Origin of the sequence: Kluyvera sp. CHPC 1.2972 (assembly GCF_036759925.1) — a bacterium.
GTDB lineage: Bacteria > Pseudomonadota > Gammaproteobacteria > Enterobacterales > Enterobacteriaceae > Kluyvera.
In genome coordinates this window covers 64749-78070 of the sequence record NZ_JAPKIB010000008.1, presented here as the reverse complement: position 1 = coordinate 78070, position 13322 = coordinate 64749, and the positions used below count along the sequence as shown (strand labels likewise).

At 53.0% G+C, this 13322-nt stretch carries 12 protein-coding genes; 6 read left to right on the top strand and 6 right to left on the bottom strand.

Annotated features, from left to right (window positions below; translation table 11 throughout):
- Positions 1-14: 14 nt before the first annotated feature.
- The gene (gene helD, locus V6944_RS14150) at positions 15-2069 is read right to left on the bottom strand and encodes a DNA helicase IV (protein WP_333499417.1); all 2055 of its coding nucleotides are present in this window, start codon (positions 2067-2069) and stop codon (positions 15-17) included.
- A 122-nt stretch (positions 2070-2191) separates the two neighbouring features.
- On the opposite strand from helD, the gene V6944_RS14145 reads away from it, so the two are divergent.
- Positions 2192-2638 carry a YccF domain-containing protein gene (locus tag V6944_RS14145; protein WP_333495760.1) on the top strand — a complete coding sequence of 149 codons (447 nt, stop codon included), beginning with the start codon at positions 2192-2194 and terminating at the stop codon, positions 2636-2638.
- A gap of 18 nt (positions 2639-2656) precedes the next feature.
- Complete coding sequence (gene yccS, locus V6944_RS14140) at positions 2657-4783, top strand: YccS family putative transporter (RefSeq protein WP_333499416.1); 2127 nt, start codon at positions 2657-2659, stop codon at positions 4781-4783.
- Here yccS and V6944_RS14135 read toward each other — a convergent pair.
- Positions 4773-5390 carry a TfoX/Sxy family DNA transformation protein gene (locus V6944_RS14135; protein WP_333499415.1) on the bottom strand — a complete coding sequence of 206 codons (618 nt, stop codon included), beginning with the start codon at positions 5388-5390 and terminating at the stop codon, positions 4773-4775. The genes yccS and V6944_RS14135 overlap by 11 nt on opposite strands.
- Positions 5391-5608: 218 nt before the next feature.
- Between V6944_RS14135 and sulA the strand changes: the two genes are divergently transcribed.
- Together sulA and ompA are read left to right on the top strand one after the other, a co-directional pair.
- A complete protein-coding gene (gene sulA, locus V6944_RS14130) occupies positions 5609-6118 on the top strand; it encodes an SOS-induced cell division inhibitor SulA (RefSeq protein WP_333499414.1) in 510 nt (169 codons plus the stop codon).
- A gap of 354 nt (positions 6119-6472) precedes the next feature.
- Positions 6473-7528, top strand: a complete 1056-nt coding sequence (gene ompA / locus V6944_RS14125) for a porin OmpA (protein WP_333499413.1) — start codon at positions 6473-6475, stop codon at positions 7526-7528.
- 84 nt (positions 7529-7612) lie between these two features.
- On the opposite strand, the gene matP is transcribed toward ompA, so the two are convergent.
- Positions 7613-8068: a macrodomain Ter protein MatP gene (gene matP / locus V6944_RS14120; RefSeq protein WP_333499412.1), complete on the bottom strand. Its 456-nt coding sequence runs from the start codon at positions 8066-8068 to the stop codon at positions 7613-7615.
- Positions 8069-8252: 184 nt separating this feature from the next.
- On the opposite strand from matP, the gene V6944_RS14115 reads away from it, so the two are divergent.
- The gene (locus V6944_RS14115; protein WP_333499411.1) at positions 8253-10013 is read left to right on the top strand and encodes a Lon protease family protein; all 1761 of its coding nucleotides are present in this window, start codon (positions 8253-8255) and stop codon (positions 10011-10013) included.
- Between the two features lie 69 nt (positions 10014-10082).
- Positions 10083-10601 (top strand): bifunctional 3-hydroxydecanoyl-ACP dehydratase/trans-2-decenoyl-ACP isomerase, encoded by a 519-nt coding sequence (gene fabA / locus V6944_RS14110; protein WP_185666540.1) that lies wholly within the window; start codon positions 10083-10085, stop codon positions 10599-10601.
- Between the two features lie 97 nt (positions 10602-10698).
- Here fabA and rmf read toward each other — a convergent pair whose 3' ends face one another.
- From rmf to pqiB, 3 genes are all read right to left on the bottom strand, one after another.
- Positions 10699-10866, bottom strand: a complete 168-nt coding sequence (gene rmf, locus V6944_RS14105) for a ribosome modulation factor (protein WP_035892402.1) — start codon at positions 10864-10866, stop codon at positions 10699-10701.
- Between the two features lie 260 nt (positions 10867-11126).
- On the bottom strand, positions 11127-11681 hold the full coding sequence (gene pqiC / locus V6944_RS14100; RefSeq protein WP_333499410.1) for a membrane integrity-associated transporter subunit PqiC: 555 nt from the start codon (positions 11679-11681) through the stop codon (positions 11127-11129).
- Positions 11681-13318, bottom strand: a complete 1638-nt coding sequence (pqiB, locus tag V6944_RS14095; RefSeq protein WP_333499409.1) for an intermembrane transport protein PqiB — start codon at positions 13316-13318, stop codon at positions 11681-11683. The genes pqiC and pqiB overlap by 1 nt, the downstream gene beginning before the upstream one ends.
- Positions 13319-13322 lie beyond the last annotated feature (4 nt).

Here is a 13322-nt window from a genome sequence, read left to right as displayed (position 1 = left end):
GACTCCGGCTTATCTTACGGTTTACGTGCCACTGGCACCGATAGCTGCTTCAAAATATCGACGAACGGTGACGGCTGTTTAGCATTAAACAGTAACCAGACGCGCAGACGCGCGCGGGTGATCGCCACATACAGCAAACGACGTTCTTCGGCATCCGGGAAATCTTCCGGCGCAGGCAGCAACGCTTGTTCCATAATCGACTCCCGCGCGGGCGCCGGGAAGCCATCAAACCCTTCCTGTAATCCCAGCACGATAACGTAATCGGCCTGCTGGCCCTTGCTGGCGTGAACGGTCATAAAATCGATATTCAGCTTCGGCCAGCGGGTCACCGCTTTTTCCAGTGCAGCCGGTTTCAGATGGTGATAGCGCGCCAGTACCAGAATCCGCTGATCCTCGGTGGCATAGCCGCTGAGCTTATCGAACAGCGCATCGAGCTTATCGTCCTCAAGCAGCGTCACCGCATTTTTATCGCCTGCCGTCAGGCTGTTGAGCGGTTTACTCAGTTGATGAGGGTTCTGCTGAATAAAGCGATTGGCAATTTCGCCAATACGACCGTTGAAACGGTAAGTGGTGTCGAGCGCACAGTTATCGCCTTCACCAAAATAGTGATTAAAGGCGGTTGTCAGCGACAGTTGCGCGCCGCTAAAGCGATAGATTGCCTGCCAGTCATCGCCCACGGCATAGAGCGAGGTGTGCGAATTCTGTTTGCGCAGCGCTGCCAGCAAAGCGGCTCGCTGCGGGGAGATGTCCTGAAACTCATCAACCAGAATATGCTTCCACGGGCTGACAAAGCGCCCTTTTTCCAGAATATTGATGGCCTGATGGATAAGCCCGGAGAAGTCGACGGCGTTTTCTTCTTTCAGCGCCGTTTTCCATGCTTTCAGCAACGGAGCCATCAGCTTAACGCGTTTGCCAAACAGATCGCGTACCTCTTCCGGGGCGCCAGCAATCATCTCCGCCTGCGAGCCGCCGTGCATGCGCATCAGGCTCACCCAGCGGTCGAGGCGGCTGCCCATGCGCTTAACGATCTTTTCATCTTCCCAGAAATTCCCCTCGGCAACGTCCCAGCCCAGTTCATCCTGTATCCACTGCCGCCAGCCCTTAGCCTGAGCTTTTTTCTCCCGACACTGCTGCTGCCAGCACTGGGTAAAAAGCGTATAACGGGCAGTTGTATCATTCTCTAGCTTGCTAACCACGGGCACTTTTTTGCTGCCCTGCTGAATAATATGGAGCGCCAGTGCGTGGAAGGTTCGCGCTGTAATAGCATCGGTATGCAGGCGCGTTTGCAGGCGCTCATCCATCTCCTGCGCCGCTTTGCGCCCAAAAGCCAGCAGCAGAATTTGCTCAGCAGAGGCTTCGCCGCGCGCCAGCAGCCAGCCCGCGCGTGCCACCAGCACGGACGTTTTACCACTGCCAGCCCCCGCCAGCACCAGCAGCGAACGCTCGCCGTTTACCACCGCCCTGGCCTGAGAGGCATTCAGCGGCGATGACTCTATCTGTTCGAAAAATTCATGGTACTGCTCGAGCATGGCATCGGTATAACGCTGATTATGCAGCGCACGCCCACTCTCTTTATCTGCGAACCATGCCTGGCACTGCTGCCACGGCTCGCGGCAGTTATCAAATGCCTCGAGGCGATCGGTCGGCAGCGGTAAACCTTCCAGCGCCTGCATTATCTGCTCGCGTATCTTTTTCGCCTGTTGACGCGTGAGCCACTGCGTTTCCACACTGCTGCCAGCGATAATCGCCAACTGCTTTTCGAGCAGTTCAGCAGCAATTTCGCTCATCTCCACGCCCCACTGCTGCCAGAGCCCGCTTAAATGACGGTGAAAGCGCTGCGTCTCTCCCCATTCAGTTCCGTGCAGACGCACAACTTTGTCCTCAGGCAACACAAACTCCAGCTCCCCCCACACCAGGCCACGCTTGCAGTTAATCGCAAGGAGCTGGTTGAAAGGAATGAGGTATTCATGTTGAGGGCCGGAAACTCTGACGCCCGCATTGAGGATCTCAACCCGGTCGTAGGGGTGCTGCGCCATGCGCTTGCCCAGCGTCGTTGCTTTTAATTCCATGTTGTGTCGAATCCTGACTTTTTCGATACCTCACAGTGTAACCGCCAGAGAATAGGTGCTCCAGCGCAAAAAAACGTTACAATCATCAGGTCTTATTATTCACAACGCAGCACAGGGGATTTATGCGTACAGTTCTGAATATTTTGAATTTTGTATTAGGTGGATTTCTGACAACGCTGGGCTGGCTGTTTGCGACGCTGGTCAGCATCATTCTGGTTATCACGCTGCCGCTTACCCGCTCCTGCTGGGAGATAACCAAACTGTCGTTATTACCTTACGGCAACGAAGCCGTTCATGTCGATGAGCTGGACCCTGCAGCCAAAAACGGCGTGATGAACGCAGGTGGGACCGTGCTGAATATCGTCTGGTTCGTGCTGTTTGGCTGGTGGCTATGTCTGACGCATATCGTCGCCGGAATAGCCCAGTGTGTCACCATTATTGGTATCCCCGTCGGTATCGCTAACTTTAAAATTGCCGCCATCGCCCTTTGGCCGGTGGGCCGACGCGTAGTGCCAGTGGAAGTGGCACGCGCGGCGCGTGAAGCCAATGCACGCCGCCGTTTTCAGTAATCAGGACGACTAATCGCTATGCTAAGCCCGTTGCTTCGCCGCTATACATGGAATAGTACCTGGCTCTACAACGCCAGAATCTTTATCGCGCTCGTTGGCACTACCGCACTGCCCTGGTGGCTGGGCGATGCCAAACTGACTATTCCGCTCACCCTGGGCGTGGTTGCTGCGGCGCTGACCGACCTTGATGACAGACTTACCGGGCGGTTGCGCAACCTGGTGATCACCCTTATCTGTTTCTTTATCGCGTCTGCGTCGGTCGAGCTGCTGTTTCCATGGCCGTGGTTGTTTGCGCTGGGTTTAACCATTTCGACCATCGGCTTTATTCTGCTCGGCGGCCTGGGGCAACGCTACGCGACCATCGCCTTTGGTGCGCTGCTGATTGCCATTTACACCATGCTTGGGGTCTCGCTCTACGCGCACTGGTATCAACAGCCAGTGCTGCTGATTGCCGGCGCTGTCTGGTATAACGTGCTGACGCTAACCGGGCACCTGATCTTTCCTATTCGTCCGTTGCAGGATAATCTCGCCCGCAGCTATGAGCAGCTTTCCCGCTATCTTGAGCTAAAGTCGCGTCTGTTTGACCCGGACCTCGATGATGAAGACCAGGCACCGCTGTATGAGCTGGCGCTGGCGAATGGGCAGCTAATGGCGACGCTCAATCAAACCAAAGCGTCTCTATTAACGCGCCTGCGCGGTGACCGCGGGCAGCGCAGCACTCGCCGAACGCTGCACTACTATTTTGTCGCCCAGGATATTCATGAACGAGCCAGTTCATCACATATCCAGTACCAGGCATTGCGAGATACCTTCCGCTACAGCGACGTGATGTTCCGCTTCCAGCGCCTGCTCTCCATGCAATCGATAGCCTGTCAGGATCTGGCAAAAGCCATTTTGCTGCGTACACCCTACCAGCATGACGCCCGGTTCGAGCGCGCGTTTTCCCATCTCGATGCAGCGTTAGATCGCGTTCGCGCCAGCGGTGCCGCACCAGAACAGATGAAAGCGCTTGGCTTTTTACTCAACAACCTACGCGCCATCGATGCGCAGTTGGCAACCATCGAGTCTGAACAACTGCAATCGCAGGCAAAAAGTGAAACGGAAACCCTGCTGGCGGACGATAGCCTGCACGGTTTTGCCGATATTCGCTCACGCCTGAGCCGCAATATGTCGCCGGAATCGGCGCTATTTCGTCATGCGGTGCGTATGTCGCTGGTGCTGTGCGCAGGCTATGCGTTTATTCAGTTTACCGGTTTAGAGCATGGCTACTGGATCCTGCTCACTAGTCTGTTTGTTTGCCAGCCCAACTATAACGCCACCCGTCACCGCCTGGCGCTGCGTATCATCGGTACGTTAGTCGGCGTGGCGCTTGGGTTGCCGATACTATGGCTGGTACCTTCGCTTGAGGGCCAACTGGCACTGATTGTTGTCACCGGCGTACTGTTCTTTGCCTTTCGCAACGTTCAGTATGCGCACGCCACAATGTTTATCACGTTATTGGTGCTGCTATGTTTTAACCTGCTCGGTGAAGGCTTTGAAGTGGCGCTGCCGCGCGTGGTGGATACATTGATTGGTTGCGGTATAGCCTGGGTCGCCGTCAGCTTTATCTGGCCGGACTGGAAATTCCGCAACCTACCTCGCGTGCTGGAACGCGCGGTAGATGCCAACTGCCGCTATCTGGATGCAATTCTTGAGCAATACCACCAGGGGAGAGACAACCGCCTGGCGTATCGAATAGCGCGACGAGATGCCCATAACCGTGATGCCGAACTGGCCTCAGTGGTCTCAAACATGTCAAGCGAACCGAAAGTCACCGCCGAAATGCGGGAAACGGCGTTTCGTCTGCTGTGTCTGAACCATACTCTGACCAGCTATATTTCCGCTTTGGGTGCCCATCGGGAAAAACTGACGACGGCGGAAATTCTGGCTCTTCTGGACGATGCGGTGTGCTACGTCGATGACGCGCTGCACCACCAGCCTTCTGATGAAGCGCGGGTGCAGCTAGCATTAAGCGGTTTAGCCGCGCGAATCCAACATCTCGATCCTCGCCCGGACAGCAAAGAGCCATTAGTGTTACAACAAATTGGCCTGATGATTTCGTTGTTACCTGAAATCTGCCGCCTGCAAAAGCAGGTTATGGCATAACGTCAGCATCATGGGCATAGGCCAATGCCCATTCCAGCAGCTCCTGTCGCCGTTGCGCCGGGAGCGCTGCGGCATGAACGCCAGCGATCGCGCCTTCCAATGAGTACAGCACATTAATACTGAGCTGTTTGCGAATGCGTCGAAGCGCTAACCACGCCTTTTCCGCGCCTATCTGCTGTAGCATTCGAACATCCTTAATGCCCGCTTCACTCAGCAACAGTTCCATATGAAAAGAGAGATTGGGTAGATCTTTTATCCTCAGCGGCCCCTGCTGATTTTTCTCCCTCTGTGCGTCTGCCAGTGAGAATTGCCCCAGTTGTAATAACGTCGGCTGATCGGACCAAAGCATACTGTCGACATGGAAATACTTTAACTGCTGTGAACCCCCTCTCTTGCGTAACGTTAATAATGGCGGCGAATGTTTAGCCTGGTATGGCGCACTCTCCTCGCACATCCTTAGGTACAGCTCCCCTTCAGAGACCATTGCAAACACGGCATTGTTGACGGCAAGGCTATAGCCGCCGAACAGCGCCCGTGACTTAATTTTGCCCAACAGCGAAAAATATTTCTGGGACTGATAAATCCGTTTATATGATATTTTTTTCATGATTAATCCTTAATAATCATGGACATGGATGCATTAGATTTGTTAATGGAAGGCATAATAAGCAACATAGGCGCGTTCTTTCGGCACGGCAAGATGAATTTGCCCTCAGGGGCATTTAGAGTGCATTTTTGCGAGTTGCTTTCAGAAAATGAGGTTGATCTTTAATCTTTGGGGTAGTACTGTATATTCATACAGTAACCCACAGGGCTGGATTAACTATGTATACTTCTGGTGTTGTAAATCATTCTTCTGCTGCGGTGACGACTTCCGCTTCCCATACTTTTACGCCTGTAAAAGTGCCGTCTGCTGCTTTGATCAGCGAAGTCCTCTATCGGGAAGATCAGCCGATGATGGCGCAGCTATTACTTCTACCGTTGCTGCAGCAGCTCGGTCAGCAGTCCCGCTGGCAGCTTTGGCTAACGCCGCAACAAAAGTTGAGCCGCGAGTGGGTACAGTCATCCGGTCTGCCACTAACGAAAGTTATGCAACTGCGCCAGATGTCTCCCTACGATATGCTTGATTCTATGGTTCGGGCATCCCGTACCGGAAATTATAGTGTGGTTATCGGCTGGCTGACGGATGAATTATCAGCGGAAGAACATGCCCGATTACAACGTGCTGCGGAGGAAGGTAACGCGATGGTGCTCATTATGCGACCAGTTCAGCCTGCATCTCATTCAACAGGACAATTTAATGGGCTAAAAATTCACTCCAATTTGTATCATTGAGTGAAATTAGGATTATTCCTGGGATTTTTTTTGCTGTCTTTTTATCTTCACGATTTTATGACTGATTTTAGACAGAACGCTTGTCTGGTGCGGTTCGCGGTATTTTATATCGATTAATTTTTCGACATATTTGTTAAATATTGCATATACAACTCTTTTTTTTTCATAAGCCTGACGGAGTTCACACTTGTAAGTTTTGAACGACGTTGTAGACTTTACATCGCCAGGGGTGCTCAAGCTTAACCGCAGTTATCTGCTGAGTATTTTATTAAGCCACGCCCCCGGTGGAAGGATTTAACCGTGAGTCTATTTAGAACTTCATGGCAAATTTTGGATGATAACGAGGCGCAAAAAATGAAAAAGACAGCTATCGCGATTGCAGTGGCACTGGCAGGCTTCGCTTCTGTAGCGCAGGCCGCTCCGCAAGACAACACCTGGTATGCTGGTGGTAAACTGGGTTGGTCCCAGTTCCATGACACCGGTTGGTACCAGAGTGACCTGAACAACAACGGTTCTACCCACAACAGCCAGCTGGGCGCAGGCGCGTTCGGTGGTTACCAGGTTAACCCGTATGTTGGTTTCGAAATGGGTTACGACTGGCTGGGCCGTATGGAATATACCGGTAGCCAGACCAATGGCGCACTGAAAGCTCAGGGCGTACAGCTGACTGCTAAACTGGGCTACCCAGTAACCGACGACCTGGACATCTACACCCGTCTGGGCGGCATGGTATGGCGCGCTGATTCCAGCAACAACAAAATCGGTGACAACCACGACACCGGCGTTTCCCCAGTATTCGCTGGCGGCGTTGAGTGGGCTGTTACTCGTGACATCGCTACCCGTCTGGAATACCAGTGGGTTAACAACATCGGCGACGCAAACAGCGTTGGCGTACGTCCTGACAACGGCATGCTGAGCGTAGGCGTTTCCTACCGCTTCGGCCAGCAGGATGCAGCGGCTCCAGTAATCGCTCCAGCTCCGGCTCCAGCTCCAGAAGTACAGACCAAACACTTCACTCTGAAGTCTGACGTTCTGTTCAACTTCAACAAAGCAACGCTGAAACCAGAAGGTCAGCAAGCTCTGGATCAGATGTACTCCCAGCTGAGCAACCTGGATCCTAAAGAAGGTTCTGTAGTGGTTCTGGGCTTCACCGACCGTATCGGTTCTGACGCTTACAACCAGGGTCTGTCCGAAAAACGTGCACAGTCCGTTGTTGATTACCTGGTATCTAAAGGTATCCCAGCAGACAAAATCTCCGCACGTGGCATGGGCAAATCTAACCCAGTTACTGGCAACACCTGTGACGGCGTGAAAGCGAAAGCTGCGCTGATCGACTGCCTGGCTCCAGATCGTCGCGTAGAGATCGAAGTTAAAGGTAGCAAAGACGTTGTAACTCAGCCTCAGGCTTAAGTTCTCGTCTAATAAAAAACCCCGCTCTGCGGGGTTTTTTTTGGTCTGAATCTGTAGCAACCAACATGAACGTAGCGAGTTCGCCTACTTCTCTTTACCCAGCATCGCCTCCAGATCCTGCTTCAGGCTGGACATCTTCGTTGCATATTTTTCTTTATTCTCGGCATCTTCAATAAGCTGAACAACCGTTTCAGACAAGGTTTTGCCACGACGCTGTGCAAGCCCTGCCAGGCGCTGCCAGACGACGAACTCCAGATCGATGGACTTCTTACGGGTATGCTGATGCTCGGCGTTAAAATGACGTTTACGTCGCGCACGAATCGTCTGCTTCATACGGTTCACCAGCTGCGGATTCATGTGCTGAGCTATCCAGTCATTCACCAGAACCGGTTCATTTTCCAGTTTTAGCAAAACATCGACAGCCTCTTGCGCGGCGCTGGCTTCAATGTAACGGGTAATGGACTCACCTTCCCGATGCTTTTTCACCAGGTATTTCCACTTCCAGCCGCTTTCAAGATTTTCCAGTTGTTGATATTTCATTGCGATCTCAGTGTGACCGTGTAACTCTTTTCAGGATAACAGTTTTTTCTCGATGTGCTGAGAAGAAATCTGCAACTGTGATACGGATAAAGCTAGCGCTCAAATATACTTCCCTATTCTCCGTGAGCTTCCCTGCGGCATCAGGTATAATCACGCACTTTACATCTGACTAAAAATAGCGACATTGACTATAAATACTCTTTCCCGGCGCTTTCTCGCCCCCGCGACTGAAGCATACCAGGCGCTATTTGCCCAGCCTGATTTAGCCTCAGAAAACGACGCATTATTCAGCGAACTCCAGGCCCGTTTACACTACGCGCTGGAGCAATTTCTGCACCCACAAGGAATCTCTCCGTTCTTGCTGGTCAAAGCACCAGAAGAAAAAGAGTACCTGCAGTTGCTTTCACAAACGGCCCTCTCCCTGCGCAATAGCGAGGAATCCGCCCTGACAGGCGTTGATTACCAGGCTGTTGGTGGCAAAGTAACAATGCAACCAGCCCATAGCGCAGATGACAATTTCGCAAGCCTCGGCCCCATCATTTTTGCCGATTGGGTCGAAGCAGAACAACTTTTTGGCTGCGTTCGTCAATTTAATGGCGAAATCAGCCTGCAGCCAGGCCTGGTGCATCAGGCCAATGGCGGCATTCTGATCCTCTCTTTGCGCACGCTGATGTCGCAGCCTATCCTGTGGATGCGTTTAAAAAACATCGTTACCCAGCAGCGCTTCGACTGGCTGACCTTTGATGATGCGCGTCCGCTGCCGGTGAGTATCCCTTCCATGCCGTTAACGCTGAAGGTCATGCTGGTCGGTGAGCGTGAATCGCTGGCAGACTTCCAGGAGATGGAGCCCGAACTGGCCGAGTCCTCGCTGTACAGCGAATTTGAAGACAGCCTGCAGCTAACGGATGAAGAAGCCCTCAGACAATGGTGTCAATGGGTCTCCGGCGTAGCGCGTGAGAAATCGCTGCCTGGACTTGCAGCCGACGCCTGGCCGCTTCTGATGCAGGAAGGTGCCCGTTACAGCGGCGACCAGGAGGTCATGCCGCTCTGCCCGCTGTGGATTAGCCGTCAGCTGCGTGAAGCTGCGCCGTTTACCACAAACGACACCATCAATGCCGAGCAGTTGAAAACGATGCTGGTGCAGCGTCAGTGGCGTGAAGGGTTCCTGGCCGAACGTATGCAGGACGAAATCCTGCTGGAGCAGATCCTGATTGAAACTGAAGGCGAATGTATCGGCCAGATCAACGCCCTGTCGGTGATTGATTTCCCTGGCCACCCTCGCCCATTCGGTGAACCTTCGCGCATTAGCTGCGTGGTACACATCGGAGACGGCGAATTTACCGACGTCGAACGTAAAGCCGAACTCGGGGGCAACATTCACGCCAAAGGGATGATGCTGATGCAGGCCTTCTTAATGGCCGAGCTGGATCTGGAACAGCAACTGCCGTTTTCCGCCTCCATCACCTTTGAACAGTCTTACAGTGAAGTCGACGGCGACAGCGCCTCCATGGCCGAGCTCTGTGCGCTTATCAGCGCCCTGGCAAACGTGCCGATTAACCAAAGCATTGCCATGACCGGCTCTGTCGATCAGTTTGGTCGCGCCCAGCCGGTTGGCGGTCTGAATGAAAAAATCGAGGGTTTCTTTGCTATCTGCGCCCAGCGCGGCCTGAGCGGCAAGCAGGGGGTCATTATCCCTTCTGCTAACGTGCGCCACCTGAGCCTCGCAACCGAGGTGCAGGAAGCGGTTGAGGCCGGAGAATTCTCCATCTGGGCTATTGATGATGTGACTGATGCACTACCGCTTCTCACACAGCTGAACTGGGACGGTGAAGGGCAGACGCTGTTGCAAACTATTCAGGAACGCATCGCACAAGCTACGCAGCAGGAGCCTCGCTACCGCTATCCGTGGCCGTTACGCTGGTTAAATCGTTCAGCTTCCAACTGATCGGACTTGTTCAGCGTACACGTGTTAGCTATCCTGCGTCCCGAACTCAAAATAAGGCTTACTGAAAACATGGTAGATAAACGCGAATCCTATACAAAAGAAGACCTTCTTGCCTCTGGTCGCGGTGAACTGTTTGGCGCGAAAGGCCCGCAGTTACCAGCTCCGAGCATGCTGATGATGGATCGTGTCATTTCAATGACCGAAACCGGCGGCAACTTTGACAAGGGTTATGTTGAAGCTGAGCTCGATATCAATCCTGACCTGTGGTTCTTTGGTTGCCACTTTATCGGCGATCCGGTAATGCCAGGCTGCCTGGGTCTGGACGCAATGTGGCAGTTAGTTGGTTTCTACCTCGGCTGGCTTGGCGGCGAAGGCAAAGGCCGTGCGCTCGGCGTGGGTGAAGTTAAATTCACCGGTCAGGTTCTGCCAACTGCGAAGAAAGTGACCTACCGTATTCACTTCAAGCGCATTGTTAACCGTCGTCTGATCATGGGTCTGGCGGATGGCGAAGTGCTGGTTGATGGTCGTCTGATCTATACCGCTAACGATCTGAAAGTGGGCCTGTTCCAGGACACCTCTGCATTCTGATGCTGTTCGTCGTCAGATAGAACTGACGACAGGGTAGTATTGTGAATCTAAAGGCGAAACCTCCGCACTGCGGAGGTTTCTTTTTAAAGAGACAGTGTCAGGCGACTACCGCCCTGTCCTCCATGGCTTCTCGCCAGCCTCCCAGCCAGTAAGACCTCTGGTTAATGGTCTGGTATGGACACATTTCTTTTGGTCGTCCGGTAATCCCGGCCTGATACCCACGCTGATGTGCCCGCTCCAGGCGATCTCGTTTTTGTCTCTTCATGCCTCGTTTCCCTCATATCTTGGTCTGGTGGAAAAGAAAACAGTGGTTACAAAGTGTGCAGCCACATAATACGAATACCGCTAAACCATTCCCCCGTCAATGCGCAGAATTCATACCAATGTCATATTTGTGAGCTACTCAGAAGAACATTTGTACAAAAAATGTGAAGTGGGTTAAGTAAGCAATTGAGCGTAGAGACAAAAAAACCGCCGAGGTTTTGCACCATCGGCGGTCTTTAGAACAATTAATTCTACTTATGGTTACCGATTGATAGTCTGCGCTATCGAGGTCGCTTCCTGACTCCAGGCCTGCGCCAACACTTTCACCATGGCATCATAGCCGTCCTGCTGCTGCGCCAGTTCAATATGGAACGGACGCTTAGTCAGTTGGCCCTGATGGTTGAGCAGCCATTCCCCGCTCACGATAACTTTGCCATCGTAACGGCCATGGAAGCCATTTACCGAGACATTGAGCGTATCCTGGTCGCTGCCTAGCGGCTGCGAGGAGACGACCCAGCCCGGTAGCTGATTGCTGAGGTTCGCCACCAGCGTTGTGCGCAACTGCTGGTCCAGGGGACTCGCCCACAGGTTATTGCTGGCAATCACATACTGTACATCACTGGTCTGATAGACCACACCGCTACCCGCAAGGAAATCAGGAATGCTGACCTTTTCTACCCACAGAAGGCGCTGGTTTGCGCTGGCGCTGTTTTGCACCGTACCCGTTGCCTGCGGTAGCTGGTAATAGGTTTTATTTTCTGTGCTGCTGCAAGCTGCCAGCAGGCAGGCTGCGACCAGTACTAACCACTTTTTCATTATTTCGCCCTCTTAGGCTCTGGATCTTTTTTATCCTTCGCTTCGAATACCAGCGCGTTGCTCTTCTCATTCAGCGTCTTCAGCACCGGCTGCAGCTCACGTAAAACCTGATCCAGACGCTGCATGTCGCCCACCATCTTGTTGTAGGCGGCGGAGCCCGGCTGGAAGCCCTGCATGCTGCGGTTCAGCTCACGCAGCGTTTTCTGCATATCGGCTGGCAGCTGCTGAGCGGACTGGCTGGCGGTGATCTTGTTCAGATTATCCAGCGTCGTCTGCAGGCGGCGCATCGTGTTCTGGCTTTCGGTCAACGTATTCGTCGCCTGCTCAACCATCGGGGTCAGCGGCAGGTTGTTAATCTTATCGAGCGTATCGATCAGGCGCTGCTGGATCTGCGCCAGGCCGCCGCTGACGGTTGGGATAATCTGATGACCACCAAACTCAGGCATCTCTTTAACAGGTTTCTCTTTTGGATAGAAATCAAGATCCACGTAAAGTGCACCGGTCACCAGGTTACCCGTTTTCAACGCTCCACGCAGGCCGCGCTGGATAAGACTCGTCAGATGAGCGCCTACATCAGGCTTTTCTCCAAGTTCGCTAGCCAGACGTTCGGGTTCAATACGGACCATCACCGGAATACGATAGTCATCATTCAACGCTTGACGTAAACCTGGAACAAAATAGGGTACCTGTGCCACGGTACCAAGGCGAATGCCGCGGAATTCAACCGGCGCACCAGGCTGCAACCCGCGAACAGAGTCTTTAAAGAACATCAGGTAATCGATATGCTCGGTATAGAGTGAATCCTGAATGCTTTTCTGATCGTCATACAGTTTGAACTCTGACTTCTCCGCAATCGGCTGGCCAAGCTCGATACCTTCCGGTACATCGAAGCTGACGCCACCGCTAAACAACGTCGACAGCGAGCCCATTTCTACGCGCATCCCAGCGGAGGTCAGATCGACCGCTACGCCGCTGTCTTTCCAGAAACGTACGTTGCTGGTCACCAGTCGATCGTTTGGCGCGCTGATAAACAACTGATAGCTGATAGTGCGACTCTTCGGGTCAAAAGTACTCGTCTCAACGGACCCTACACGATAGCCACGGAACAGCACTGGGTCGCCCGGACTGAGCTGCCCTGCTTTTTTACTATCAAGCACCACACGAATGCCTTTCGCATCAGGCGGTGCCAACGGCGGTGAATCCAGTAACTGATAGCTGTTCAGCTCAGAACCTTTAGAGCCCGGCTGCAGTTCAATATAGGCACCCGACAGCAGCGTACCTAACCCGCTGATGCCTTCACGACCAATCTGCGGCTTCACGACCCAGAATACCGAGTCTTTGTGCAGCAGCTTTTCCATGCCGGAATTCAGTCGCGCTTTAATTTCTACGTGCGTTAGATCGTCGGTCAGCGTAGTGCTTTCGACAACCCCTACGTCAACGCTGCGGCTTTTGATCGTCGTTTTACCACCTTCAATACCTTCAGCGTTGGTGGTGATAAGCGTCACCTCCGGCCCCTGATGGCTGTAGTGATAAAATAAGATCCAGGCACCAATCAGCGCCGTTACGATCGGGAAGATCCAAACGGGAGACCAGTTTTTCACTTTCTGCACCTTTGCCTCCCCACTCTTGGTTTCCATGCTT